The organism is Streptomyces bauhiniae (genome assembly GCF_004784475.1).
In the GTDB taxonomy this organism is placed as follows: domain Bacteria; phylum Actinomycetota; class Actinomycetes; order Streptomycetales; family Streptomycetaceae; genus Streptomyces; species Streptomyces seoulensis.
This window is the reverse complement of sequence record NZ_SRRT01000002.1, coordinates 497185-521923: the sequence shown is the minus strand read 5'-3', so window position 1 is coordinate 521923 and position 24739 is coordinate 497185. Positions and strand designations below refer to the sequence as shown.

Here is a 24739-nt window from a genome sequence, read left to right as displayed (position 1 = left end):
CGCGACGGCGTTGATCACGGCGGGACTGGGCGGTTGCTTGGGCGGCACCGGAGAAACGCACACGAGCGCCGGAAACCACGTCCGCACCGTCGACGACACCTGGTACCGGGTCACCCACACGGCGTACACCGACGCCCTCGCCGCCACGACCGCGCCCGCCTGCGGTTCAGCCCGCTGAGCACCGGCTGCTGACCGCGTCAGACGAACGCGCTGATCCCCGTCGCCGCACGGCCCACGATCAGGGAGTTCATGTCGCGGGTGCCCTCGTAGGAGTAGAGGGCCTCGGCGTCGGCCCAGAAGCGGGCCACCTCGTGGTCGAGGAGGATGCCGTTGCCGCCGAGGAGTTCGCGGGCGTGGGCGACGACCTCGCGGGTGCGGGTGGTGCTGAACATCTTCGCCATGGACGCCTGCTGGTCGGTGAGTTGGCCCGCGTCCTGGAGCTGCGCCGCCCGCACGTTCATGGTCTGGCAGGCGGTGATGTCGGCCAGCATGCGGGCGAGTTGGTCCTGCACGAGCTGGAAGGCGGCGATCGGCTTGCCGAACTGCTCGCGCTCCAGGGTGTAGGCGCGGGCGGCCTCGTACGCGCCCATCGCGCAGCCCACCGCGTTCCAGGAGACGCCGAGCCGCGTGGCCCGCAGCACCTTCGCCGTGTCCTTGAAGGAGTTCGCCTCCTGGAGCCGGTCCGCCTCCGGCACCCGTACGTCGCGCAGCTCGATCTCGGCGTTCTGCACCGTACGCAGCGAGACCTTGCCCTCGATGCGGTGCGGGGTGAAGCCCTCGGCGCCCTGCTGCACGACGAAGCCCTTGACCTCGCCGTCGGCCTCGTCCTTCGCCCAGACGATCACCAGGTCGGCGAAGGTGGCGTTGCCGATCCACTTCTTGCGCCCGTTCAGCACCCAGGTGTCGCCCTCGCGCCGGGCGGTGGTGGTCAGCCCGCGCGAGGTACCGGAGCCCACGTCGGGCTCGGTCAGGGCGAACGCGGCCAGCCGCTCCCAGCGGAGCATCTCCGGTATCCACCGCTGCTTCTGCTCCTCGGAACCGCACTCCATGATGGAGGCGATGCCGAGCCCGCTGTGCACACCGTGGAACGTGGCGAACGAGGGGTCGACGCGCGAGAGTTCCATGCTCACGAGCCCGGCCACCAGGGCGCCCCGGTCGGGCGAGCCGTACCCCCTGAACTGGAGCCCCGCGATGCCGAGTCCGGGCAACTGCGGGATCAACTCGTGCGGGAACTCGCCGCGTTCCCAGTAGTCGTCCGCGATGGGGGCGAGGTTCTTGCCCGCCCACTCCCGCACCGTCGCGAGCAGCTCCTGGTCCTCGGGGCCGACCGTCTCGCGTACGTGGTAGAAGTCGGCCTCCACGGCCGCCGGGTCCGCCTCGTGGACCGTCACGGCCGGCCACTCGTGGTCACGCTGCTGCTGTCCGGTCATGACGACCCCTCTTCTCCCCAGGATATGCGTGCTGCTCACCGGTGCCCGCGATGTCATACGCGTAGACCTCGCCGAAGATCCCGAGTGACCGAACCCACAGGGACGGAAGGGCGCGTGAGAGGGTTGCGGTTCCGGCCGACGCGGGCCGGATCTGCTTGCCGGGGGGCTCCGTTGTCCGAGCGTGTTCATCCTTCACGGCCCGGTGATCCGGCCCGGATCGGCCCGTACCGGGTCATCGGCCGACTGGGGTCGGGCGGCATGGGTACGGTCCACGCGGCCCTGGACTCCGAGGGGCGGCGGGTGGCGGTCAAGGTCGTCCACCCGGCGCAGGCCGACGACGACGAGTTCCGCGCCCGGTTCAAGCGGGAGGCCGAGGTGTCCCGGCGGGTCACGGGCCCCTGCCTGGTGCCGCTGCTCGCGGCGGACCCCGGCGCGGCCGTCCCCTGGCTCGCCACCGCGTACGTGCCCGGTCCCACCCTCGCCGAGTACCTCGCGGCGCACGGCCCGCTGTCCGGGGCCCCGCTGTACGGGCTCGCGGCCGGGACCGCGGCCGCGCTGGCCGCCGTCCACGCGGCCGGGGTGGTGCACCGCGATGTGAAGCCGGGGAACGTCATCCTGGCCCCGGACGGCCCTCGGGTACTGGACTTCGGCATCGCCCACGCCTTGGACGGCACCTCCGTCACCCGGACCGGCGTGATGACCGGCACCGCGGGCTGGATCAGCCCGGAGGGCTACCGCACCGGCGCCGCGGGCCCGGCCGGGGACGTCTTCGCCTGGGGAGCGCTGGTCGCCTACGCCGCCACCGGACGGCTGCCGTTCGGCACCGGCGCCCCGGACGCGGTCGCCGCGCGGGTGCTGTCCGCGCTGGCCAAGGCGCCGCAGGAGCGGCCCACCGCCGCCGCGCTGGCCGGGCGGTGCACGGAGCTTCTCGCCGCCCAGAGCACCCAGGTCCTGGGGGCTGAGCCGGCGACCCTGGCGGGTGACGTGATGACGGCCGCCTGGGCGGACCTGCCGCCCGTCGAGGACGACCCCGCCTGGGCCGTCGCCCGCCGCAAAGCGACCCGCCGCCGGACCTGGCTCGTGGCCGTGGCCGCCGTCACCGGGTTCGTGGTGGCCGCCGCCGGCACGTACTGGATCGCGGAGCAGGGCCGGGACGGTACGCTCCCGAGCAAGGCGGCAGGCACTCTGAAGGGTCAAGAGGCCCCCTCCGCCACCTGCCTGCCGTCACCTACAAGACCCGACGGCCAGGGAGGCTGCGAGTCCAAGAAGGCCATCTGCGCCATCGGCTCGGCGTCCTACGTCAAGGACATCAACCGCCTGTGCGGCGGCCCGCCCACCCTGCAGACCGTCAACGTCATCTCCCAGCCGTCCACAGGGGGCGATCCAGGTTCCGTGTACTGCCTCGCCTGGACCGGCAGTTCCAGCGCCGACTCCCGTGACGCCGTACTCCTGATGAACGCCCCCGGCTACCACGTGGGTGCGTGAGCCGGGCTTCTACTCCTCAGCGGTGTCCTTCAGCGCGTCGCAGGTGTTCTGGAACTCCTCCATCAGGCGGGTGGCCTCCACGACGAGGACGCCGTAGGGGCGCGAGGCGTCGGACAGGGGCAGGTTGTTGTCCTGGGCGGCGCCGAGCACCTTCTGCAGGGCTTCCTGGGCGGTCGTCGCGAGCCGGCACATCTCTTCGGCCTGCTCGGCCAGGGTGTCGCTGTCGAGATTGGCGATGACGAGCGCGATGTCGCGCAGACTGGCGGCGAAATCCGCGTACGCCTTGAGGGCGGGGGAGTAGGTGTACGTGTCCTCCGTCTCGCGCCAGCGGCCGAGGCTCCGGGTCAGGGAGCCGAGCTGGTACACGGCCCGTTCCAGCGCGTCGACGCTCTGCCGGTAGCGGTCGAAGCCCAGGTAGCCGCGGTGGGCGGGCAGGAGGCGGCGGGGGTTGAGGGGGAGGCTGTTCTCCGCCGTGTGCAGCCCCGCGCGCGCCTGCCCGACCGCGTGCTGCGCGCTCTCACCGGCCCGGCGCCATTTGGCGGCCCGGTCCGCGTCCACGTCGCCGGTGCACAGGCCGTCGGCCATGTCGTCCAGCAGGGTCGCGATCCGCCCGGCCAGCATCTGGAGCCCGTGCTCGGCGCTGCGGTACCGCAGCGGGGGTGCGATGCAGAGGTTCACCAGTACGCCCAGACCGCAGCCGATGAGGACGAGCAGGACGATCTGCCCGAGCTGGTTCACCTTGTCACTGGTGGTGGTCGCGGTGGCGTACGTGGAGAAGGCGAAGAAGGCCGCGGTGGCGACCTGGGAGCGCTGCTCGCCCAGGGCGGGCCAACGGCCGATGCACAGGGCGATGACGGCGACCAGGACGAACGCGAACAGATCCGGCCCGGCGAGGAACCCGATGGCCGCCTGGACGGCCACGCCCACGGTGACCGCGGCCGTGTAGCGAAGCGCCTGCCATACCGACTTGTAGACCGTGGCGTTCATGATCAGCACGGCGGAGAAGGGCGCGAAGGCGGGCGACGATGCGTTCAGCAGGTCGTACGCGATCCACCATGCCAGCGTTGCCGCCAGCGCGCTCTTCCCGACCAGCAGCGCCGTATTGCGCTCATGCCCCGGCGTGCTCCATGCCCGCTTCACCCACGCGGTACAGCTCCGCAACCACTCCATGCGCTTCGCCTCGAACCTCTTGCCCATTGCATCCGTACTGTTCGGGCAGGTAACCCGAGGCGCGGCGGGTATGCGGATGGCGCCCGTCACACCGGGGGTAGCGTTCGCGCATGACGTCAGTGCCGCGCCGCTTCCCGCCGTATCCGATCCGTGGCGTACGGGTGCTGCACATGAAGCAGAATTGCGCGCCACAGTTCGCGGGGATCGAGGTGGATTTCGAGCCCGCCGCGGAGGGTTTCGTCTTCGAGGTGGCTCGGGATCTCACGGTGGAGTACGAGCCCGCCGATGACCTGCCCCGCTTCTTCGCGGCTGCTGCCAGGGGGATCGAGGAGCAGTTGCGGTTGCCCGAGCACGGAGTCGTCGTCGCCGCTCGGGTGGTGCTGCGGCGGGCCCGCGCCGATACGTTCGGCTCGCACGAACGGGCGTTCAAGATCGCGGGCCATCTTGCGGCTCGCCAGGCCATGCAACGTGAGTGACGCGTCTCAGTGAGAGCGCCCCAGGGGGCTCTGCGCGAGGGAGGCGAGCAGCGCGTCCGGGCCGTCGTACACCACGTCCGCGCCGGCCTTCTCCAGGTCCTCGCGGGGAATTCCGCCGCACAGCACCCCTATGCAGGTGACCCCGGCCCGGCTGCCCGCCTGCATGTCCCACACGGTGTCCCCGACGAACACCGATCGCTCGGGTGCCGCCCCGGCCAGCTCCAGCGCCTGCTCGACCGGCTCGGGCGCGGGCTTGCCCGCCGAGACGTCGTCGGCGCTCGCCATGCCGCTGATCGCCTCGTCGGCGTCTAGCGCGGTCCGCAGGGCGGACAGCTCCTGCCCGCCCGCCGACGTGGCCAGCACGACCTTCCACCCGTCGTCCGCCAGCCGCCGCAACAGCCGCCCGGCCTCCGGCAGCGCCGTCAGCCGCCCGAAGTACTGCCCGTACAACGTCTTGTGCGCCGCACTGAGCGCCTCCGCCTCCTCCCGCGCCCGCTCCGCGCCCAGCAGATGCTCCACGAGATCACTCGCCCCCAGCCCGATGGCCCGATGAATCGCCTGCGACGGCACATCATGCCCCGCCTGCCGCAACGCCTCCCACCACGCCGCCACATGCAGGTAGTTGGTGTCCACGAGAGTGCCGTCCACATCGAACACGGCGGCCCGCGTCGTGTCTTGGGCGTCGGTGGGGGGCATGGGGCGCACATCCTCTCGTCACACCTGCTGTCGGCGTTGCCCGGGCGGCGCCCACTCATGGTGGTCATCGGCCCGGCATCCACACCGGGTACCCCGCTTTCCAGCAGGTGACCGCGTAATGCCGGGAAAGATCACCCCGGCCGGCTTCGCCGCTTGCTGTGGAACGCGGTCCGTGCGCCGCAGGGATTTGATGGACTGGAACGGTGAAGATCTTGTCGCCCCGTGTCCTGCGGGCTCTCGAACGGTTCAACGCCGCTCATCCCTGGGATCACAACGCCCACTACCATCGCTGGATCTTGCGGCAGTTGCCGAGGCGCTTCGACCGTGTCCTGGACGTCGGTTCCGGCAGCGGTGATCTTGCGAGGCTCTTGGCCGGACGAGCCGACAGCGTGGAGGCCGTCGACTCCGATCCGGTGATGACCGGCCAGGCCCAGAAGCTGACTCCATCCGGGCTCCCCGTCACCCTCACCGTCGCGGATGCGACAGCCGGGCTTCCTGCGGGCCCATACGACGTCATCACGTGCGTCGCGACCATCCACCACCTGCCGTTCAGCCAGGCGCTCACCCGTTTCCGCCGTCACCTGGCTCCGGGAGGGACCCTGGTGATCGTCGGCCTCTTCCGCGCCCAGACCCCTGTCGACCACCTGCTCGGCGTTGTCGCCATCCCGGCCAACGTCGCCATGGGCTGGCTGAAGAACAAAGGGCGTCCCTCACGGAGGCCCGTCTCTATGACGGCCCTCACTCGTTCAGCGGACATGACCTTTGCCGACGTCGTCCGGGAAGTCAGGGACGTCCTTCCGGGCGCACGGCTGCGACGGCGGTTGTTCTGGCGATACACGCTCGTGTGGAAGCAGCCCTGAGCGGCCCGCGACGATATACGTTGCCCCTGGGACGCTCAGCTCTTCAGGAACTCGGTCACCCCCGTGACCAGGCGTTCCACGTCCTCCGTGTTGTTGTAGGGCGACAGTCCCACGCGTAGGCCGCCGGTGTCGGTGAGGCCGAGGTGGTGGGAGGCTTCGAGGGCGTAGAAGGAGCCTGCTGGGGCGTGGATGTCGAGGGTGGCGAGGTGGTGGTAGGCGGCCTGGGCGGGGCGGTCGCGGAAGGTGAGGAGGAGGGTGGGGGTTCTGTGCGCCGCGCGTGAGTGCGTCGTCACTCCGTCCAGGGCGTACAGGGCGGCCTCCGCGGTCTGGCGTAGCGCGTTCTCGTGGGTCTCGATCGCCGCGTAGGCCGCCTGGAGCCGGGCCCGCCTGGTGTCCTGGGGGGTCGGGGCGAGGTCCGCGATGAAATTCACGGCCGCGGTGGTACCGGCCAGCGCCTCGTACGGCAGGGTGCCCAGTTCGAAGCGCTCGGGGACCGCGTTGCTGGACGGGGCGAGCTTGTCCGGGCGCAGGGTGGTGAGGAGCGCGGGGTCGGCCGCGAGTACGCCGTGGTGGGGGCCGAAGAACTTGTACGGGGAGCAGACGGCGAAGTCGGCGCCGAGGTGACGTACGTCTACGCGGGCGTGCGCGGCCAGGTGGACGGCGTCGACGTGGAGCAGCGCGCCGGCCTCGTGCACCAGGGACGCGATGGCGGGGAGGTCGGGGCGGGTGCCGATCAGGTTGGAGGCGCCGGTCACGGCGACCAGCCGGGTGCGCGGGGTGAGCAGCGCGCCGACGGCTTCCGGGGGCAGCTCGCCCGTCGCCGGGTCGAACTCCGCCCAGCGGACGATCGCGCCGACCCGTTCCGCGGCTTGAATCCACGGGCGGATGTTGGCGTCGTGGTCCAGCCGGGAGACGATCACCTCGTCACCCGGCGTCCACTGTGCGGCGAGGGTGCGGGCGAGGTCGTACGTGAGCTGGGTGGCGCTGCGGCCGAAGACGATGCCTGCCGGGTCGGCGTTCAGGAGGTCGGCCATCGCGTGCCGGAAGTCGTCGACGATGCGCTCGGCGTTGATCTCGCCGGGGGCGACTGTGCCCCGGATCGACAGGGGGCTGGTGAGAGCGCTCGCGATGGCCTCGATGACGGGCGTCGGGGTCTGGGTTCCGCCTGGGCCGTCGAAGTGGGCGATGCCGGCTTTGAGGGCGGGGAATTGGGCGCGTAGGGCGGTGACGTCGTAGGTCACGGAGGGGTCCTTGGATCGCGGGGGCGGGCCGACTGGATCGTCGCAGATGGTTGCCGTCGCCGGACAGGGCGCCTGTCAACTGGCAGTACGACTCCGAGGCCGTCCGCACAGGGGCAGTGGCGACCAGCGGGGCCGGTCCGGGGACGACCGTCAGCCAGGTTGGCGCGCCGAGCAAGCGGGGCAGTCCGCGTCGGCGAGTACCACCTTGAAGGCGTCGTCGGCGGAGGCGCCCACCGTCTTGCGGGGAACCGCCCGTGCTCCGGTCACCGGGCCGCGGTGCCCCTGTCCTCGCGGTCACGGGCGAGGAAATCCAGCAGCCGGTCGTTCAGCTCCTTCGGGGCGGTGAAGGGCAGGGAGTGGTGGGTGGCGCCGGGGAGCAGTGCGACTTCGCCCTGCGGAAGCGTCCGCCGGGCCCTCTCGGCGACCTTGCCGGCGCGATGGGCGCGGCTGTGCTCCGCGAGCAGGACCAGCACCGGCATGCGGAGGTCGGGGGTCGGAGGGCGTCCACCGGCGATGAGCTTTCGGCCGGGAACTATGGTGGCCAGCGCGTAGAGGCGTAGCCAGGTCTCGTCCAGGTGGATGCCCCCCGTCTCCCACGCCAGGAAGGCGCGGGCGCGGCCCTCGCTCGGGCGGACCAGCGTGGGCAGCGCGCGCAGCAGGTAACCGGGCCGGAAGCCGGCGAAGACCTGGGTGGGGTCGATGAGGGCAAGGCGATCGACCCGCTGGGGCGCGTGCAGCGCGTACCTGACGGCCAGCCAGGCGCCGTACGAGTGCCCGCACAGGTGGGTGCGGGCGAGCCCGAGCCCGTCCAGCAGCGCATCCAGCCAGGCCATGAGGTCGGCGGCGGTCTTCAGGGGTCTGCCCTGGCGTACGGTGCGGCCGGCGTCGCCCAGCAGGTCGACCGCGTGGACCCGGTAACTCTCGCCGAGAGTAGGTGCGTTGGCGAACCACGCCAGGCCGGTGGCGGAGCCGCCGGGCAGCAGCACCAGCGGGGTGCCGTCGGCGGGGCCGTACACATGGACTCGGGTGGGCCCGTACGGCGTGGCGACGTCGCGTTCCTCGGCGGAGGCGGGCCAGCGGGCGCGCAGTTCGTCGTACGCAAGGTCGAACTCGGAAGATGACACGCTATCCCTCTCGATGAGCGATAATCTCGTTGAGCGAGATATTACGCCGTGAGGGAGAGCTTCCGTGGACGATCAGAGCCCGGCGATGCGGTTGGTTCACCTACTGCGCGCGGTCACCGTGGAGTTCGACCTGCTCGGAGCCGAGTTCGCCGCGCGCAACGGGCTGCACCCCACCGACGTACGCGCCCTGATCCACCTGCTGGACGCGGCCCGTACCGACACCCGCGCCACCCCCGGCTGGCTCGGCGAGCAACTCCGCCTCAACTCCGCGGGGACCACCGCTCTCGTGGACCGACTGGAGCGGCTGGGCTTGGTCCGGCGCAACAGGGACACGGCGGACCGGCGACGCGTACTCCTGGAGGTGCAGGAGAAGGCAACGGAGTTGGGATGGAGCTTCTTCGGGCCGGTGATCGGCGGGGTGGTGGCAGCGGCGGAGGGGTTCGAGGCGGCCGAGCTGGAGACGGTACGTCGCTTCCTGACGGCGGTCCTGGAGTCCACCGAGCGAGCGGGGCTGTGAGGCGGGGGCAGGGTGCATTTACGCGTGCCGGAGTCTGGGCCCGGCCTTCGAGGGGCAGCGTGGCACCGGCATCAGCGAGCAGCTCCGTAGCCGAGTGACTCCTGGGCCGCCGGAGCACAAGCGGCGGCCCACGCGAGGGCGGCAGTCACCACGTCTTCCACGGCTGCCGCCATCGGGTCGGTCCAAGCCCGCTGCGGGCCCGCGGCCGTCCGGCGCCAACGTGTTCCGGCAGCCGCGGACGCGAAGGCCGTAGCGGCACCGATCGCGGCTCCCGTCACCAGTGGCGTCCTGTCGCCCGCTCGGCGCTCGGAAAGCGCTGCGCCGAGAGCGGCTCCTATGAGGAGCCGTGGGCCAAGACCTGCCGGAGAGAGACGGCTGGGAACTAGTGGTGACTTGTCCGCGACGAGTTCCGCCATGGCTGCCACCAGCGTTGCGCCGCGCACCCAGGGGCGCCTCAGCGCGGCGGCGGACGTGTCACCGGAGGGCCCAGCGGTCCAGGCGATCGCCGCCAGCCCCCACGTACTGCGCAGCCCGGTCGCGGCTCCGATCAGACCGGCACGCGCCCAAGCGGCGCCGGCCGGCTCGGTCGAGTCTGGCGTACGGCCGAAGACATGGGCACGAGTCATGGCACGCCGGGTTCCCCGCAGCGCTTCGTTCGAATCGCACGGTTCGCGCAGAGGGCTCCCCGATCAAGGGCCGGGCCCACTTCTGGCGTCGCACGTCCGGCGTCACCGCCGTGCGCCCTCTTCCCGTGCGCGTAAGGATGCTGGCATGGCCGCCCAGAAGCAGGACGACGACAGGAAGAGCACCATCGCCGAGTTCAACGAGGCGGTGAACATGACGCCGGCCGAGTTGGAGAAGTGGCTGGGGACCGATGAGTCGAACGAGGTCGGACAGCACAGCGGCGACGACGGCGAGAGCGTGGGGCACGCCTCCGGTCGCCGCATCATCGATCTGCTGCGCACCAGGAAGAGCGACCTCTCCGACGATGACCTGGCCCACATGCGCAAGGTCGTCGGCTATGTGCACCGGCACATCAAGCAGCGTCCCAGCGGGGATGTCTCCGACACCAAGTGGCGGTACTCCTTGATGAATTGGGGACACGACCCGCTCAAGTGAGGGGGGCGGGTGACGATGACAGGCTCACCGCCGCCCTCGGCGGCTTGCGGGCCAGCAGGCAAGCGTGCGCCGGTTCACTCGTCCGCCGGGCTCCTGCTCCAGCCTCGCGGTGACGGCGAGGCCGGCCTGCTTCAAGAGGTCGGCCACGCGGCCCAGCGGCAGGAGATACGACTCGTAGGACACCGGTCGGCCGTACCCCCGAGACGGCTGCAGCCGTTCCTCGCCGACGTAGTCGCCCCAGAGCAGGTACCCGCCGGGCGCGAGCGTGCGGTGGAACTCGGCGAACACCGCCGGTAGCCACCGCGGGGGCGTGTGGTGCGTGGAGTACCAGGCCAGGATGCCGCCCAGCTCGTCGTCCCCCGTCTCCAGCGCGGTCATCGAGCCCTCGCTGAACCGCAGGTCCGGATAGGCATGCCGGGCCAACTCGACCATCCTCGGCGACAGATCGACGCCGAAGGCGGGCACCCCCAGCCCGGCCAGGTACGCCGTCACCCGGCCGGGGCCGCACCCCAGATCCGCGACCGGCCCCAGCCCATCCGCCCGCACGAACTCGGCGAACCCCGCCAGCATCGCGCGGGACAACGGGTCCAACGCGGCGGGCGGCGGCACGCGTTCGACGTAATCGACGGCGACCGTGTCGTACGAGTCTCGGACAGCGGTCAGATAGGAGTGCTCAGCCATGCGGGCGACCCTAGGCCAGGGCACTGGGCCGGCGGAGTCCTTGGGCACATTGCGCGGTGTCGCGTCGTACGCAAGCTATGGCCGCGGTGGGTAGGTCCCGCAGTAAGTAGGGTGGCAGCGACCCGTACGGTGATGACGATTCCTACGACGGTTCGTCCAGCAGTGGCGCGTACGACCTCGGGGCGAGTACCGGTGGCAGCGACGGCGGTACGTACCGTTCGCGGCCGGGCAGCCGTTCCACCCCCACGGCCTCCTCCGGTGGCAGGGCCCACGCCCTGAAGGACGGCACCGCCGAGCTCATCGAATGCGCGAGCGTGGACGACCCGTACGCGACAGTCGAGGTCAGGAATCCGAACGGACGCCAGGGCCTGTTCACCGTGAAGGTGACCTTCCTGGACGAGCACGGCTCGCATCTGGGCGACGCCTCCGATCAGATATCGGTGCCTGCCGAGGACAAGGCAACCGTCCGGCTGCCCGTCGCCGGCTCCGGACGAGTGGACGAGATCGACCACTGCGAGGTCGAGCCCCGGGCCACCGCCGACGAGTAACGGCCGGCGGAGCCTGGCGCGTCCGGAGAACCGTCGGGCTGAGCTGCTCGCCGGAAGTCTGGGGCAGGAGTCGGGTTCCGGTCAGTCACGACCGGCTTCGCCGGCCAGGTGGGCGGTGTCGCCCCAGGTGTGCAGTCGTAGCGTGCGGCCGTCGGTGTGCCAGTGGGACAGGGAGGCGTTGGGTACGGGCGGGAGGTGTCCGGGGGCGGTCGCGCCGATCCCGGCCAGGACGTACCGGAGGGCGAGCAGGACGCCGTCGTGTGTGACGAGCAGGACGCGGCGGCCGGGCGCGGCCTGGGAGAGGTCGGTGAGGAACTGCCGTACGCGCAGCGCCACATCGGTGAGGGCCTCGCCGCCCGGAGGCCGGTAGTGCCATTCCCCCAGCAGGCGCCGGCGGTCGGCCTCCTCCGGATTGCGCGCCCGCACGGCGGTGGGCGGATGCAGCTCGAAGACGCCCGTCTCCCGGTCCCGCAACCGCTCGTCGACGACTGCCTCCACGACGGGACCGCCCTGCGTGGCGGCGAACTCCCGCATCACCTGCCAGGTCTGGCCGGCCCGCGTGTAGGGCGAGCACACCACCAGGTCGGGGCCCCTCTCGCGGTCCTGGCCCACGAGCCATCCGCCCAGGGCCTCGGCCTGGCGCACGCCCAGGGGCGAGAGAGTCACGTCCCGGTCCCGCCCGGTGACCGGCTCGGTGGAACGCGAGACGGCCGCGGCGGCGAAGGCGACGTTGGCCGTGGATTCGCCGTGCCGGACCGCCCACAACGCGCCCAGACCGCACGGTGGCACCAGCGGGGGGACCGAACCGGCCGGCTGAGACCCGCCTCGGGGCACTGCTCGCGGTTCTGCCGTCATGAAGATGCTCCTTGTCGCGGGTGCCGGGAACGGCGGGCACGCCCTCCTGGCCTCCCTCATCGAGCCCCCTCGACACGCCACAAGCCTTACATGCCGCGATCCTGGCAAGAAGGTAGATCAACGTCAGCCCGGCCGGCCCCGGAGGGTCGGCTCATGCCAAGGAGAAGCGCATGTCGCAGGTGGAAGAGTCCATCGAGGTTCGCGTCCCCGTGACGGACGCCTACAACCAGTGGACCCAGTTCGAGGACTTCCCCGAGTTCATGGACGGTGTCGAGCGCATCGAGCAGCGCACCGACACCCTCACCCACTGGAAGACGAGCATCGGCGGAGTGGAGCGGGAGTTCGACGCGGAGATCACCGAGCAGATCCCCGACGAGCGGGTCGCCTGGACCAGCGTCGGCGGGGAGGCCCGGCAGGCCGGAGTCGTCACGTTCCACCGCATCGACGACGGCACCACCAAGGTCATGCTCCAGCTCGACTACGCCCCGGACAGTCTGACCGAGAAGGTCGGCGACAAGCTCGGCTTCGTCAAGCGCCAGGCCACCGGCGACCTGAAGCGCTTCAAGGAGTTCATCGAGCGGCGCGGCGGCGCCGCGACCGGCCAGTGGCGCGGCGAGGTCTGAACCCGCGTCGACGTCGTCCCTCGGACCAGTTCCGGCACAGGACGAACGAGCAAGGAGTGCCCTTCATGCATGATGTGCTTCCCCCGCCCGCCGAGGCGTTCGTCCGGTACGCCGACGCGCTGGCGGCCGGGAAGGTGGACTGCCCGCTGCCCGGCGGCGGCAATACCGCCGCCCGGTTCGAAGCGCTGGCAGGGCTCGCACGCGAGGACCTGTGCACGGCCCGGCTGGCGGAAGGGCATCTGGACGCGGTGGCGATCCTCGCCGAGCTGGAGGGAGAGCCGGTGCGCCCCGGCGAGTACTGGGGCGTGTGGGCGGCCGAACCGCCCGGCTCCGGACTGACCGCCACCCGTACGGCGGACGGCTGGGTGCTCGACGGGGTCAAGCAGTACTGCTCCGGGGCGCACGTCTGCACGCACGCCCTGGTCACCGCGCTCGCCGACGACGGACGCCGGCTCTTCGCGGTGCGCACCGGTGACCCCGCTCCCGAGGACGGTCCCGGCTGCCGCCCGGTGCCCGGGACGTGGCAGGCGGTCGGCATGGCCGGCAGCGACAGTCCGGACGTCCGCTTCACCGCGGTGCCCGCCACCCCGGTGGGCGGGGTGGAGGCGTACCTGCGCCGCCCCGGCTTCCACCACGGCGGTGTGGGCGTGGCCGCCTGCTGGTACGGCGGGGCCCAGGCCGTGGCCCGCGTCCTGTTCGAGCGGGCCGGGCGGCGCGCCGACCCGTTCACCGACGCGCACGCCGGCGCGGTCGACCTGCGGCTGCACACGGCCGGGGCGGCACTGGCGCGGGCGGCCGAGGAGATCGACGCCGACCCGCTGGACAAGGCCGGTACGGCCGCGCTGCGCGCCCTGCGGGTACGGGCACTCCTGGCCGAGGTGTGCGCCGAGGTGCTGGACCGGGTGGGCCGGGCGACCGGCGCCGGGCCGCTGTGCCACGACGAGCGGCACGCACGCGCCACGGCCGACCTGGCCGTCTACGTACGCCAGCACCACGCCGAACGGGATCTGGCCGCCCTGGGCGCCCTGGTGTGCCGCGGTGACGGAGCCGACCGATGAGCGCCGCCGCCGAGGGCTACGCCGACCCGATCCAGGCCCCCGGCACCGACGAGCGGGAGTGGCGCGCCTGGGACGGCTGGGACCGGATGCCGGAATACGCGCTGCCGACGGCGGGGCGGGTCGTCGTGGTGGCGGCCCACCCGGACGACGAGGTCCTCGGCGTCGGCGGAACCCTCGCCCGTCTCGCGGCGGCCGGGGTCGCCCTGACCGTGGTGTCCGTCACCGACGGCGAGGGGTCGCACCCCGGCTCCACCCGCCTGACCCCCGACCGGCTCGCCGAGCTGCGCGCCGGTGAACTACGTGACGCGCTCGGGGAGTTGGGCGCATCGCAGGCGGAGGTCATACGGCTGCGGCTGCCCGACACCGGGGTGGCCCGGCACGAGGACCGCCTGGCGGGCGAACTGGCCGCCCTGCTGCCGGACGCCGCGCTCTGCCTCGCGCCGTGGACGGGGGACGTACACGGCGATCACGAGGCGGCGGGCCGCTCCGCGCTGGCCGCATCGCGTGCGGTGTCGGTGCCGTGCCGGCTGTACCCGGTGTGGCTGTGGCACTGGGCCCGCCCCGGAGACACCCGAGTGCCCTGGCAACGGGCCGCCCGGATCGACCTGCCGCCCGAGACCCAAGCCCGCAAGCGCGCCGCCGTCGACCGGTTCGTCACCCAGATCCGGCCGCTCGGTGACGCGCCGCAGGACGCCGCGGTGCTGCCCCCGGACGAGGTGGCCCACCATCTGCGCGGCTGGGAGGTGGTGTTCGGATGACCCGCCCCCGCACCCCCGACGCGTACTTCGACGGCATGTACCGCGCCGCCCCGGACCCGTGGCGGCTGGCCGAGCGGTGGTACGAGCGGCGCAAGTACGACCTCACCGTCGCCGCCCTGCCGATGGCCCGCTACCGGCGCGCGTTCGAGCCGGGCTGCTCCGTCGGTGAGCTGACCGTCCGCCTGGCGGAGCGCTGCGACGCCGTACTCGCCTGCGACCGGGTCGAGTCGGCGGTCAAGACCGCCCGCGAGCGCACCGCCGGTCTGCCGAACGTCTCGGTGCGCCGGATGCTGGTGCCCGGGGAGTGGCCGGACGGCTCCTTCGACCTCGTCGTACTCTCCGAACTCCTCTACTACTTGGACGACAGCACCCTGGACGAGCTGCTGGAGCGAGCGGTGGGGTCCCTGGAACCGGCCGGCACGCTGGTCACCGTCCACTGGAACCATCCGGTGGCCGAGCACCTCAGAACCGGCACCGGTGTCGCGCGCCGCCTCGACGCGCAGCCGGGACTCGCCCTGCTCGCCGACCACCGCGAGGAGGACTTCGTCCTCCAGGTCCACCAGCGCACCGGCCCGGACGGCCGTACGCCCCCCGGGGTCGCCGCTCGCGAAGGGCTGGCATGAGACCGGCCACCCTCGCGGTCGTCGTCCCCGCCCATGACGAGGAACGCTTGCTCCCGGCCGCCCTCACGGCGCTCGCCCGCGCCGCCCGCCACCCCGATCTGGCCGCCGTCGAGGTGCTGACGGTGGTGGTGGCCGACGCCTGCCGCGACCGTACGGAAGCGGTGGCCCGTGACGCCGGCGCCCTGGTCGTCCGCACCGACTGCCGCAACCCCGGCCTGGCCCGCGCGGCCGGCGTCCGGCACGCGCTCGACCGGAGCCTCACCGGGCCCTCCGCCCTGTGGGTCGCCACGACCGACGCCGACAGCGTCGTCCCGTCCGGCTGGCTCGCCCACCAGCTCGCCCACGCACGGGAGGGCTGGCAGGCCGTCGTGGGTACGGTGACCCTGCCCCCGTCCTCGCCGCTGGCCGCGCCGCACCTCGCGCTGTACGAGAAGACGCGGCCACCGACCGGCGCCCCCTGGATCCACCCGCATGTGCACGGCGCCAACCTGGGCTTCGCCGCCGACACCTACCTCGACGCCGGCGGTTTCCCGCCGCTCACCACCGGAGAGGACAGGGCCCTCGTCCACGCCCTGGAACACCGCGGCCACCGCGTCCTCCGCACCGCCACCTGCCCGGTCCTGACCTCCCCCCGCCTCCACCCCCGCGCCCACGACGGCTTCGGCCACTACCTGTCGGAGATGGCCGGCACCACGGATGCCTGACGCTGCGGCGCGGCCGTTACCGCCGTAGGGGGCTCAGGCTTACGGCAGTTCGTCGGTGCCGGGCATCGGCGACCCGTACCGACACCCTGCGGGGCCGAGCCCCGGGCCACTGCCGACCAGTGACGGACCGTAGAGTTTCAGGTGGGCGGTGTCGCCCCCGGTGGGCCAGCGGGACAGGGAAGCGTTGGGTAGCGGCGGGCCCGGCCGCCGGGTCCTGCTCGTCACGCACGACGGCGTCCAGCTCGCCCTCCGGTACGTCCTGGCCCTGTCGTCTGGCAGACCGTGCAGGTGAGCGCTGATTTTCGTGATCAAGCCGCGATTGACACCGGCACTGAGTACACCGGAAGGTGATTGCTCGGACGGCTGGGGTGGGGACGTGGAACGGCAGCAGTACGTGGAGAGATGCTCGGAGCTCTTCGCCGTGGGTGGCTATGAGGCTGTGAGAGCAGCGGCAGAGGCGGGGCTCGAGGAGTGCGGACCGGATGCGGTTCTCTACCGCTGGCTGGGACAGGCACATGCCGCGGAAGACGAGGAGGACCACGATCGTGAGGCCGAGGCCGCGTATCGCAAGGGCCTCGCACTGGCAGCGGACGATCTCGGACTCTTGGTGTCGTACTTGGAGCTGTGCCTTCGCTCGGACTCCTTCGATCACCCGGGGCGGGCGCGCCGTGCGGTGGCTCTGCAGGAGAGAATTGAAGAGCTGGCCCCACCCGGATCAACCGAACGCCGGCGAGTCGATGATGCGACGGGCTGGGCAGGGCGGGGTTACTGGGACGACCTGAACGTAGCTGTTGTTCAAGGGCAAGCGCAGCAGGCAGCCACAGCGGAGCAGAGCGTGCTGGTCACCGACGCGCTGCGGCGAGCCGCTCGTGGTGAGGCCGAGGAGGACACAGGGGAAGACCTCCAGGCCGCTGAACTTGCTGCTGCGGTTGAGCTGCTGCAGGGGGCCCGGAACGCGCCGCTCCGCCTGATTCTCGCGCACCGGGTAGAGGCGTATGTGCTGACGTTCGTCGCGTCGTTCGGCCTGAACAAGGCACTGGTGTGGAGTGGAGTGCTGGACTTTAGTCTGTGGGGCTGGTTGTTCTGGGTCCCCATGCTCGTCGCCGAAGCCAAGCTCCGCCGGGCCAAGAAGCTGGGACAGGAGCGCGTCATCGCGCGCATACAGGCGCGCCATGACGAAACGCGGCTGCACAGCCAACCTGAGAACAAGCATCTGTGAGAGCGCCCGCGATGAGGAGGACGGTGCCGTCTGCGGTCGTGGCCCGAGCCGTGTCCGCCGTCAGCCCATCGAACGCAACACATCCAGTTCGCTCCCGAGCTTGTCCCGCAACACGTCATGCTGCGGCCCCAGCCTGAATCCCTCGTCCCTCCACCGGTCGCCGGGATACAGCCACACGGGCTTGCCCACCAACTCGGCCGGCTCCCACTCGTACCGTGGCCAGACGTGGGCATGCAGGAATGGGTCGGTGTTTCCGAGAATCTCCAGGTTGACCCGGCGGAAGTCGGGGTCCAGGCGTCGGCAGACGCGCTCGACGGCCTCTCCGAGCCGGTCCATGTCGGACAGAAACGACAGCCGCCTCGCTCTCGGCAGATCAGACAGCCGCTGAACACCTGGCTCGTCCACGAGGAGAACCGAGTAACCCGGCAGGAACTGAACGTCGCCGATCACCGCGAACCCCGCCTCAAGCCGTCGCAGCACGGTCGGGTTCTGACCGCGGAGAGCGGCGCCGATCCGATCCATCCGCCAGTCACCAGTCATGGTTCCAACTTAGCCACCGGTGACCAAAGCCCGTTCTTCGCTCCGCACCTTCTCCACATACACCAAGAACCAACCAGCCGAGTGGGTGCAGGTCCTGGACCGACTGAGTGTGGAGCCGTTCTACGCCGCGTGCAAGCAGCGGTTGCACGAGCTCCTGCGTGCCGAGTCCGGCGGTGTGTTCCTCGAAGTCGGGGCGGGTACCGGGGAGGCCGCCCTGGCCCTGCGCTCAGGCAGCGGGGCGGAGGTCGTCGCGGTCGACAGTTCCTGGACGATGATCGCGCGGGCACGGGACCGGGGACTGCCACGCACAGTTGTCGCGGACGGACACCGGCTGCCGTTCGGCGCGGACCGGTTCGACGGCGCCTGGGCCGACCGCGTCCTGCAGCACGTCGCCGAACCGGACCGGGTGCTGGACCAACTGCTGCGGGTGGTGCGGCCCGGCGGCCGGGTCGCTCTGGCCGACCCGGACTACGACACCCAGGTACTTGACATCGACTGACAAGTCGCGGTCGGGGGGAAAGAGAACCTCTTCGGAATGCTGAAGCGGGCGATGACGAGGCCCGCGCTCAACGCTCCGCCCGCGTCTCAAGTGCCTTGGGCCGGACGGGCTACCGCCCATGCCGCCTCGATCATGTGGAAGATCTCGTCGACCGCGGCCTGCGGCTCGGCAGTCTCGCGGGCCAGGGTGTACGCGTCGATCACGAACCGTGCGATCGTCCGGCAAGTCGTCGTTGTCGGCGGCAGGTTGAGATTGGCGGCGATGGCGGTCGCCAGTGCGTCGGCGTGGCGCAGTCGCATCGACTCCTCGTAGTCCCGCAGGGCGGGTGACGCGACGATCATCCGCCAGACCGGGGCGGCGTCGTCGCCCGTGCAGTGCCGTACCAGGGCGTGGATCTCCTGGCGCAGGGCGGGGATGAGGGGTTCGTGCGGGGCGCGGTCGGTGACCGCCCGTACCAGGCGCTGCTCGAAGTCCTCGTCCTGTTCGAACACCAGGGCCTCTTTCGAGGCGAAGTGGGAGAAGACCGTGGTCACGGCCACGTCGGCCTCGGCGGCCACCTCGCGGATGCCCACCGCGTCGTACCCGTGCGCCAGGAAGAGCCGCAGGGCGGTGTCGGCGATCTTCTGGCGGGTCGCGGCCTTCTTGCGCTCGCGGCGTCCGGTCGGCACGGTCATGGCTTGATCCTAGCAGCTATGAAATCACACCTGTTCTTAAAAGCTAACCGTTAGTGCTATGTTCGGCCGCATGAGAAAAGTGAGCTTCGCCGAGTTCGGCGGTCCGGACGTCCTGCGACTCGTGGACGCCGAGGAGCCCCATGCGGGCCCGGGACAGGTGCGCATCGCCGTACGGGCGGCGGGTGTGAACCCCGTCGACTGGAGAATCCGGGAGGGCCAGGTCCTCGGGGCCCATCCGGTCGAGCTGCCCTCCGGGGTGGGGCTGGACGCCGCCGGGGTGGTGGACGAGGTGGGCGAGGGCGTCGTAGGGGTCGAGGCCGGCGACCGCGTTTTCGGCGAAGGGGCCGACACCTACGCCGAGTTCGCCGTGCTGTCGGCCTGGGCCCGGATGCCCGAGGGGCTGACGTTCGAGGAGGCGGCCGGGTACCCCTCCGTGGTGGAGACCGCGCTACGCGTCCTGCGCGAGGTCGGCGTACGGCCCGGCGAGACGCTGCTCGTGAGCGGCGCGGCCGGGGGAGTGGGGTCGGCGGTGCTGCAGATCGCTCGCGACCGCGGCATCAGGGTGATCGGCACGGCCGGGGCCGCCAACCAGGACTACCTGCGCGGCCTGGGCGCCCTCGCCACTACGTACGGAGACGGCTGGACCGAGCGTGTACGGCGCCTCGGCCCGGTCGACGCGGCCCTGGACCTCGCCGGCTCGGGCGTGATCCGCGAACTGACCGAGCTGACGGGCGATCCTGGACGAGTACTCTCCATCGCCGATCTCGACGCGCCGAAACTCGGTGTCCGCTTTTCCGGAGTGGCCGGCAGCGTCCCGGACGCACTCGCGGAGGCCGTCGACCTGATCTCGCGGGGGAGTCTGCGCATCCCGGTAGAGAAGTCGTACCCACTCGAGGAGGCCGCGGCGGCCCACATCGACAGCCGGGCGGGGCATACGCGCGGACGCCGGGTTCTGGTCGTCTGAGCCTCGGCCCAGCACGGCCGCCGCAGCCGTAGCCGATCTGCCGGACTCCCCGTCGCGGGCATCCCTCTCTGGTCCACCGGGTGAGCTACTAGCTCAAGTGATGCTGTGTCCACTCGGAGACGCTGCTCAGTCGGGCGGCGGCTATGGCCGGGTCACCCGTCCGGGTCGGCTGGTCCACCTCGAAGTCATGGCCGGTCAAGCTGCTCTCTTCCTCGACGATGCGAGCGATGCGATAGGCCAGCTTCATCACTTCGGACGTCGCCGGCCCCGCGTGGCGGTAAGCGACCTCGATATGGCCCGTGTCACCGCAGTAGTCGAGCTGCACGCGTCCCGGCGGACCAACGGTCTCCAGGGTGAGGCTGTACAGGTACTCCTCGGACTCGACGGGGCCGATGTCCCGCGAGACTCGTCTCAGGATTCGGCCCCACTCGTTCCGTTGCGCCCGAGTAAGCCGGAGCGGCGGCAGGTCGCCATCGGGATCGAAGTCGGCGTTGAGACGGTCAAGCGTCTCCTGAAGCGTCAGGCCCGGCTGCACCCGCACGAGCGTGATGTCGTAGCTCACCGGGTGAACGTATGCGACCTTCTGCTACTCGGCCACAGCGTTCTTCCAGCTTTCACAATTGACTCGCTCATGGTGCTCCGAACGAAACGGCCCAGGGCGCCAGGTCGGTGAGCCTGCTCGCCGCGTAGCGGGGAAACTCCGGCGCGGTCATCGGTTCCGTAGTGGGCGGCCGTGTCACCCCGCGCCCATGGCACCGCGGTGCGTTTGACGCCCGTGAAGGTTTTGGCGCACCGGCGCTCCTGGAGGCGCAGGCTGATTGCGGCCGGCCGCTCGGGCACTTGCCGCTGCTCTGAGAAGCCCGGCGGTAGCGGTCTGGCGTGCTGTCCTCTGCGGGGCATCCTGCGCCGACTTCAAGGGCGTCAGTTGCTCACCTTGAGGCGGCGGAACATGTCCGGGAGAAACTGCCGCAGAAGAGCCCGACGCCATCGCAACCGCGGGCCGCGTGGGCGCGTCATGTGCGGTGATCGAGTGCTGATGTTCTGGGAGGGCTCTGTTGTCGTCGCCGCCTCCGCTGCCGCCGTCGTTGCTCCCGCCGCGCGGGCAGTCCATTGCCGTACGGGTCCGGCGCTCATTTCGTTCGCGTAAGGCGTTGTCGGGTGTCACGCAGTGGTTCATCGACTGGGGTGTCCCGATCGCTGTGATCATCGGATGGGTCTGGGTGTTCGGGGCCGTTCGTGCCGAGAAGAGCTGGAGCGGCATATACCGGGTGTTCACGCTCATCGACAGACCCGTACACGTCTCGTCCTGGGGCGCGTCGGTCATCGGCTGGCTGCTGGTACCGGCGCTGATCGGCGGGGTCGCCGGTCATGTGATCGCTGCGCGAATGCAACGGGTCAAGGAGATCGCCACCAACCACCTCTTCCGCCGCCGGAGCCTTGCCCGGCGGCTGAAGCTGCCGGGCAGGATCACCTTCCTCGAGACGCTGCACCTCAAGGGCCCGCATGACCAGGAGTTCCTGGACCGGTACGTGCGGCGGGCGCACCGGGGAGACTGGAAGAAGGCCCAGGACCACTGGGAGATTCTCGTCCGGGACGTGCTGTGCACGGTCGAACTCGCCGATCTGGACCGCACCGAGGCCCTCGCCTCCGCTGAGAGCTGTGCACGCGCCGTCATGTGGATGACCAGCTACGAGGACAAGTGCCTCGTGTGCATCGCACGCGCCACCCATCCGTAGCCCCTGCCCGAAGGACGGTCCTGATGCAGACACGAAGCACCGTGGAGATTGCCCGCGCCGCGTTGCGCGAGATCTTTCCCACCGCCTCCGAGGACGGCCTGGACGAGGCGGCACGTCATCTCACCCGCTGGGGAGTCGAGGGCCACGGGAACCTGCTCGGTCGCGCTGCAGCCGCGCTCATGTACCTCGACTTGGCCCAGGTCGCCCAGGAGAACGGTGAGTATGTGCCGCCAGAGGTCCGAGCGGCAGCCGAGGGTGCCGAGCGGACCTGGCGCGAGCCTTCCGGTCCCGATCGTCGCCCGCGCTCGTCCGCGTAGGTGGTCACCGTCCACTGGCCGGCCGCAGGGGACCCGTCCGCCCTACGGGCACCGTGTCCGCTCCCGTCCCTGGGGGGTGGTCTCCCCGGCGTATGCCAGGCGTAGGTTGCAAGTGGCCGGCGTAGCGGGCAGCGACGCGCTCGTGTTGGGTGGAGGACGGGGGCGTGCGGGCGATGTGCCCTGCCGGGCGGCGACGCGCCCGCGACCAGATCTGGCTGCGCTGCCGGGCCGGCCACGATGCCTCGACGCGGCCGAACGGGCGTCCTGAACGCGCGGTTGCGCAACCGTCCGCGCCCTGCGCGAGGCCGGGCGCTTGCTGCGTCGCGGCTTCCCCACCGTGAGCGACGTGGGTGGCGCCGACCACGGCATGGCCCGAGCGCTGGACGAGGGCCTGCTGCCCGGGCCCCGTCTCGTCTTCGCCGGCAAGGCGCTCCCCCAGACCGGTGGCCACGGCGACCCGCGCCCGCTGTCCGAAGACGGTGTGCCCTCTGTCAGCGCCAGCCGGACTTCGCCCGCATCGCCGACGGCCCGGACGCCGTACGCGCCGCCGCGCGCGAAGATGCTGCTCTCCGGTGGCGTCGCCTCCCTGCACGACGCGGTGTCCGCCGTGCAGTACACCGACGACGAGATCCGCGCGGCGGTCGCGGAGGTCACTTACGAGCAACTGGCCGAGGCCGGCAAGCGGTTAGGCCTGGGCGAGGCGTCGTACCGCAAGATGGACGACGTACGGGTGGCCGGCCTCGGCGCGCTGGAGAAGGCACACAAGGCGGGCGTGAACCTCGTCATCCGCTCGGCCACCCCGACCACCGCCCGTCTGCTGCGCATGGAGGGCCGGATTGGCACGCTCGCCGTCGGCGTCCACGCCGATCTGCTCGTCGTCGACGGCGGTCCGCTGGGGGAGTGCCTCAAGCACGGCATCAAGGCGGGCACACCGGCCTGACCGCGCTCACCACCCCAACGCCTTGCCTCCCAGGCCGGGCAGGTGGCCGAACAGGACGTCGGCGGGCCCCGCGATCTCGACCTCCGCGCAGGCCGCGGGCAGCAACAGCGTGTCCGCCGGGCCGAGTTCTTCGTTCCAGCCGCCCGTCCGCACCCGTACCGGAAGGCCGACGTTGGTGAGGATCTGGGCGGTGGCGAAGGAGCGCCGCAGCGGCTCCGCGGTGCCGGCGCGCCACCGTTCGAGGGCGAAGTACGGGCCGGCGCACAGGAAGACCCGTTCCACCGCGTCGCCGACGGCGATGCCCAGTCCGGGAGTGAAGTCGGGTCGGGTGTCCAGGTCGACCTCCTGCATCAGCATGTCCAGGTTGGCGGCGAACTCCGCGTCGCTCACCGGGGAGCCGTCCTCCATGTGCCAGCGCATCGCGTGCTGCTGGACGTCGGAGGTCTGCTCGATCTCGTAGATCAAGGTGTCGGGTCCGAAGCTGTGCGGGGTGCCGCCGGGTACGTAGAGGGTCTCTCCCGCGCGTACCGGCAGCCGGCGCAGCACGGCGTCGAAGTCCTGCGCCTCCAGCGCGGCGCGCAGCCGGTCGGCCGTGACGCCGTCCCGGACGCCGCACAGGGCGGTCGCACCGGGGGCGGCGTCGAGGATGTGCCACGCTTCCGTCTTGCCGTTGCGCTCTCCTTCCAGGCGCCGGGCGGTCTCGTCGTCGGCGTGCAGGTGCACGGGCAGGGTGCCGGTGGCGTCGATGAACTTGGTCAGTACGGGGAAGTACTCGCCGGTCCATCCGGCGCCCATCAGCGCTTCGGGATGGTCGGCGACCACTTGGCGCAGGGAGCTGCCGGCGAGCGGCCCGTTGGTCACCACGCCGATGTTGCCGGTGACGTCGCTGCATTCCCAGGTCTCGGCGATGCTCCAGTCCGGGATGCCGGTCTTGCCCAGGCGGCGTGCGATGGCGTGCCCGCCGAACACCAGCGACTTCGCCGTGACGGTCAGCCGCAGCGGGTACAGAGCCGGGTCGGCACTCACAGGATCGGCTGGCCGCCGGTGACCGCGATCCGTGCGCCGGAGACGTAGCTCGCCTCGTCGGAGGCGAGCATGACGTACACCGGTGCGAGCTCGGCCGGCTGGCCCGCGCGCCCGAGCGGGAAGTCCGAGCCGAAGCCCTCGACCTGCTCGGGCGGCATGGTGGAGGGGATGAGCGGCGTCCAGACGGGGCCCGGCGCGACACTGTTGGCGCGGATTCCCCGGGGCGCCAGCATCTGGGCCAGGGCACCGGCCATGTTCGCCAGACCCGCCTTGGTGACGTCGTACGGAAGGAATTGCGGCGGGGGCATGTCGGAGTTGACCGAGGTGGTCGCGATGATCGACGCGCCGGGCCGCATGTGGGGGACGGCCGCCTTGGCCAGGTGGAAGAAGGCGCTGATGTTGGTGGCCAGGGTGTGGTCCCACTCCTCGTCGGGGATGTCCTCGATGGACTCCCGCGTCATCTGGAACGCGGCGTTGTTGACGAGCACGTCCACCCGGCCGAACTCCTCGACCGCCTTGTCGATGACGGACCGGCAGTGCGCCGGATCGGCCACGTCACCGGGGACCAGTACGCAGCGGCGGCCGGCCTCCTCCACCCAGCGCCGCGTCTCGGCGGCATCGTCGTGCTCGTCGAGGTAGGAGACCAGGACGTCCGCTCCCTCGCGGGCGTAGGCGATGGCGACGGCCCGGCCGATCCCGCTGTCCGCCCCGGTGATCACCGCCGCCTTGCCGGACAGGCGCCCGAACCCTCGGTAGCTCTCCTCACCGTGATCGGGACGGGGAGTCATCTCGCTCGTGACACCGGGCGGGGACTGCTCCTGACGAGGCGGCTGGGACATGGGGCCTCCCTGAGATC

At 71.3% G+C, this 24739-nt stretch carries 32 protein-coding genes; 18 read left to right on the top strand and 14 right to left on the bottom strand.

Translation table 11 applies throughout. The features are described 5' to 3' along the window. The first annotated feature begins 37 nt into the window (after positions 1–37). A complete protein-coding gene (locus tag E5083_RS31135) occupies positions 38–178 on the top strand; it encodes a hypothetical protein (RefSeq protein ID WP_167513488.1) in 141 nt (46 codons plus the stop codon). 19 nt (positions 179–197) lie between these two features. Here E5083_RS31135 and E5083_RS07675 read toward each other — a convergent pair whose 3' ends face one another. Beyond that, positions 198–1430 carry an acyl-CoA dehydrogenase family protein gene (locus E5083_RS07675; RefSeq protein WP_135784834.1) on the bottom strand — a complete coding sequence of 411 codons (1233 nt, stop codon included), beginning with the start codon at positions 1428–1430 and terminating at the stop codon, positions 198–200. A 258-nt stretch (positions 1431–1688) separates the two neighbouring features. Here E5083_RS07675 and E5083_RS07670 point away from each other — a divergent pair, with 258 nt between their 5' ends. After that, positions 1689–2915: a serine/threonine-protein kinase gene (locus E5083_RS07670; RefSeq protein ID WP_244317417.1), complete on the top strand. Its 1227-nt coding sequence runs from the start codon at positions 1689–1691 to the stop codon at positions 2913–2915. A gap of 9 nt (positions 2916–2924) precedes the next feature. Here the strand turns inward: E5083_RS07670 and E5083_RS07665 are convergent, their stop codons facing one another. Next, the gene (locus E5083_RS07665; RefSeq protein WP_135784832.1) at positions 2925–4112 is read right to left on the bottom strand and encodes an FUSC family protein; all 1188 of its coding nucleotides are present in this window, start codon (positions 4110–4112) and stop codon (positions 2925–2927) included. Between the two features lie 83 nt (positions 4113–4195). Between E5083_RS07665 and E5083_RS07660 the strand changes: the two genes are divergently transcribed. Further along, positions 4196–4561 carry a hypothetical protein gene (locus tag E5083_RS07660; protein WP_135784831.1) on the top strand — a complete coding sequence of 122 codons (366 nt, stop codon included), beginning with the start codon at positions 4196–4198 and terminating at the stop codon, positions 4559–4561. Between the two features lie 6 nt (positions 4562–4567). Here the strand turns inward: E5083_RS07660 and E5083_RS07655 are convergent, their stop codons facing one another. After that, positions 4568–5257, bottom strand: coding sequence for an HAD family hydrolase (locus E5083_RS07655; RefSeq protein ID WP_135784830.1), 690 nt, complete (start codon positions 5255–5257; stop codon positions 4568–4570). A gap of 203 nt (positions 5258–5460) precedes the next feature. Between E5083_RS07655 and E5083_RS07650 the strand changes: the two genes are divergently transcribed. Next, a complete protein-coding gene (locus tag E5083_RS07650) occupies positions 5461–6117 on the top strand; it encodes a class I SAM-dependent methyltransferase (RefSeq protein ID WP_135784829.1) in 657 nt (218 codons plus the stop codon). A gap of 35 nt (positions 6118–6152) precedes the next feature. Here the strand turns inward: E5083_RS07650 and E5083_RS07645 are convergent, their stop codons facing one another. Together E5083_RS07645 and E5083_RS07640 are read right to left on the bottom strand one after the other, a co-directional pair. Then, a complete protein-coding gene (locus E5083_RS07645; protein ID WP_135784828.1) occupies positions 6153–7358 on the bottom strand; it encodes a cysteine desulfurase-like protein in 1206 nt (401 codons plus the stop codon). 263 nt (positions 7359–7621) lie between these two features. Then, entirely contained in the window at positions 7622–8482 is an 861-nt protein-coding gene (locus tag E5083_RS07640) for an alpha/beta fold hydrolase (protein WP_135784827.1), read from the bottom strand. 85 nt (positions 8483–8567) lie between these two features. Here E5083_RS07640 and E5083_RS07635 point away from each other — a divergent pair, with 85 nt between their 5' ends. Beyond that, positions 8568–8999 (top strand): MarR family winged helix-turn-helix transcriptional regulator, encoded by a 432-nt coding sequence (locus tag E5083_RS07635; protein WP_135785263.1) that lies wholly within the window; start codon positions 8568–8570, stop codon positions 8997–8999. A gap of 71 nt (positions 9000–9070) precedes the next feature. Here the strand turns inward: E5083_RS07635 and E5083_RS07630 are convergent, their stop codons facing one another. Continuing rightward, entirely contained in the window at positions 9071–9625 is a 555-nt protein-coding gene (locus E5083_RS07630; RefSeq protein ID WP_135784826.1) for a DUF4126 family protein, read from the bottom strand. A gap of 145 nt (positions 9626–9770) precedes the next feature. Between E5083_RS07630 and E5083_RS07625 the strand changes: the two genes are divergently transcribed. After that, positions 9771–10118, top strand: a complete 348-nt coding sequence (locus E5083_RS07625; protein WP_135784825.1) for a DUF3140 domain-containing protein — start codon at positions 9771–9773, stop codon at positions 10116–10118. Positions 10119–10142: 24 nt separating this feature from the next. Here the strand turns inward: E5083_RS07625 and E5083_RS07620 are convergent, their stop codons facing one another. Together E5083_RS07620 and E5083_RS31130 are read right to left on the bottom strand one after the other, a co-directional pair. Further along, positions 10143–10799 carry a class I SAM-dependent methyltransferase gene (locus E5083_RS07620; RefSeq protein ID WP_135784824.1) on the bottom strand — a complete coding sequence of 219 codons (657 nt, stop codon included), beginning with the start codon at positions 10797–10799 and terminating at the stop codon, positions 10143–10145. A gap of 142 nt (positions 10800–10941) precedes the next feature. Continuing rightward, a complete protein-coding gene (locus E5083_RS31130; protein ID WP_167513487.1) occupies positions 10942–11100 on the bottom strand; it encodes a hypothetical protein in 159 nt (52 codons plus the stop codon). Between the two features lie 13 nt (positions 11101–11113). Between E5083_RS31130 and E5083_RS07615 the strand changes: the two genes are divergently transcribed. Further along, positions 11114–11347, top strand: coding sequence for a hypothetical protein (locus E5083_RS07615; protein WP_135784823.1), 234 nt, complete (start codon positions 11114–11116; stop codon positions 11345–11347). Between the two features lie 81 nt (positions 11348–11428). On the opposite strand, the gene E5083_RS07610 is transcribed toward E5083_RS07615, so the two are convergent. Continuing rightward, on the bottom strand, positions 11429–12202 hold the full coding sequence (locus E5083_RS07610; protein WP_135784822.1) for a histidine phosphatase family protein: 774 nt from the start codon (positions 12200–12202) through the stop codon (positions 11429–11431). A gap of 170 nt (positions 12203–12372) precedes the next feature. Between E5083_RS07610 and E5083_RS07605 the strand changes: the two genes are divergently transcribed. The 6 genes from E5083_RS07605 (at position 12373) to E5083_RS07580 (ending at position 17187) form a co-directional block, all read left to right on the top strand. After that, positions 12373–12825: an SRPBCC family protein gene (locus E5083_RS07605; RefSeq protein WP_135784821.1), complete on the top strand. Its 453-nt coding sequence runs from the start codon at positions 12373–12375 to the stop codon at positions 12823–12825. A gap of 65 nt (positions 12826–12890) precedes the next feature. Further along, the gene (locus E5083_RS07600) at positions 12891–13883 is read left to right on the top strand and encodes an acyl-CoA dehydrogenase family protein (RefSeq protein WP_244317416.1); all 993 of its coding nucleotides are present in this window, start codon (positions 12891–12893) and stop codon (positions 13881–13883) included. After that, positions 13880–14641, top strand: coding sequence for a PIG-L deacetylase family protein (locus tag E5083_RS07595; protein WP_135784820.1), 762 nt, complete (start codon positions 13880–13882; stop codon positions 14639–14641). Before E5083_RS07600 ends, E5083_RS07595 begins: the two co-directional genes overlap by 4 nt. Then, complete coding sequence (locus E5083_RS07590) at positions 14638–15264, top strand: class I SAM-dependent methyltransferase (protein WP_135784819.1); 627 nt, start codon at positions 14638–14640, stop codon at positions 15262–15264. The genes E5083_RS07595 and E5083_RS07590 overlap by 4 nt, the downstream gene beginning before the upstream one ends. Next, the gene (locus tag E5083_RS07585) at positions 15261–15968 is read left to right on the top strand and encodes a glycosyltransferase family 2 protein (protein ID WP_135784818.1); all 708 of its coding nucleotides are present in this window, start codon (positions 15261–15263) and stop codon (positions 15966–15968) included. The genes E5083_RS07590 and E5083_RS07585 overlap by 4 nt, the downstream gene beginning before the upstream one ends. 376 nt (positions 15969–16344) lie before the next feature. Beyond that, positions 16345–17187, top strand: a complete 843-nt coding sequence (locus E5083_RS07580; RefSeq protein WP_135784817.1) for a hypothetical protein — start codon at positions 16345–16347, stop codon at positions 17185–17187. Between the two features lie 60 nt (positions 17188–17247). On the opposite strand, the gene E5083_RS07575 is transcribed toward E5083_RS07580, so the two are convergent. After that, a complete protein-coding gene (locus tag E5083_RS07575) occupies positions 17248–17727 on the bottom strand; it encodes an HIT family protein (RefSeq protein ID WP_135784816.1) in 480 nt (159 codons plus the stop codon). A 19-nt stretch (positions 17728–17746) separates the two neighbouring features. On the opposite strand from E5083_RS07575, the gene E5083_RS07570 reads away from it, so the two are divergent. Further along, positions 17747–18226: a methyltransferase domain-containing protein gene (locus tag E5083_RS07570; RefSeq protein WP_135784815.1), complete on the top strand. Its 480-nt coding sequence runs from the start codon at positions 17747–17749 to the stop codon at positions 18224–18226. 86 nt (positions 18227–18312) lie between these two features. On the opposite strand, the gene E5083_RS07565 is transcribed toward E5083_RS07570, so the two are convergent. Then, on the bottom strand, positions 18313–18900 hold the full coding sequence (locus E5083_RS07565; RefSeq protein ID WP_135784814.1) for a TetR/AcrR family transcriptional regulator: 588 nt from the start codon (positions 18898–18900) through the stop codon (positions 18313–18315). A 70-nt stretch (positions 18901–18970) separates the two neighbouring features. Between E5083_RS07565 and E5083_RS07560 the strand changes: the two genes are divergently transcribed. Next, positions 18971–19864: an NADP-dependent oxidoreductase gene (locus E5083_RS07560; protein ID WP_135784813.1), complete on the top strand. Its 894-nt coding sequence runs from the start codon at positions 18971–18973 to the stop codon at positions 19862–19864. A gap of 88 nt (positions 19865–19952) precedes the next feature. Here the strand turns inward: E5083_RS07560 and E5083_RS07555 are convergent, their stop codons facing one another. Then, the gene (locus E5083_RS07555) at positions 19953–20426 is read right to left on the bottom strand and encodes a hypothetical protein (protein WP_135784812.1); all 474 of its coding nucleotides are present in this window, start codon (positions 20424–20426) and stop codon (positions 19953–19955) included. Positions 20427–21015: 589 nt separating this feature from the next. Here E5083_RS07555 and E5083_RS07550 point away from each other — a divergent pair. From E5083_RS07550 to E5083_RS31480, 3 genes are all read left to right on the top strand, one after another. Continuing rightward, positions 21016–21600 carry a DUF6313 family protein gene (locus tag E5083_RS07550; RefSeq protein ID WP_135784811.1) on the top strand — a complete coding sequence of 195 codons (585 nt, stop codon included), beginning with the start codon at positions 21016–21018 and terminating at the stop codon, positions 21598–21600. Positions 21601–21623: 23 nt separating this feature from the next. Continuing rightward, positions 21624–21917, top strand: a complete 294-nt coding sequence (locus tag E5083_RS31125) for a hypothetical protein (protein WP_167513486.1) — start codon at positions 21624–21626, stop codon at positions 21915–21917. A 337-nt stretch (positions 21918–22254) separates the two neighbouring features. After that, positions 22255–22857 (top strand): amidohydrolase family protein, encoded by a 603-nt coding sequence (locus E5083_RS31480; protein WP_208753995.1) that lies wholly within the window; start codon positions 22255–22257, stop codon positions 22855–22857. A 6-nt stretch (positions 22858–22863) separates the two neighbouring features. Here E5083_RS31480 and E5083_RS07540 read toward each other — a convergent pair whose 3' ends face one another. Continuing rightward, the gene (locus tag E5083_RS07540) at positions 22864–23883 is read right to left on the bottom strand and encodes a class I mannose-6-phosphate isomerase (protein WP_135784810.1); all 1020 of its coding nucleotides are present in this window, start codon (positions 23881–23883) and stop codon (positions 22864–22866) included. Continuing rightward, on the bottom strand, positions 23880–24722 hold the full coding sequence (locus E5083_RS07535) for an SDR family oxidoreductase (protein WP_135784809.1): 843 nt from the start codon (positions 24720–24722) through the stop codon (positions 23880–23882). Before E5083_RS07535 ends, E5083_RS07540 begins: the two co-directional genes overlap by 4 nt. Positions 24723–24739 lie beyond the last annotated feature (17 nt).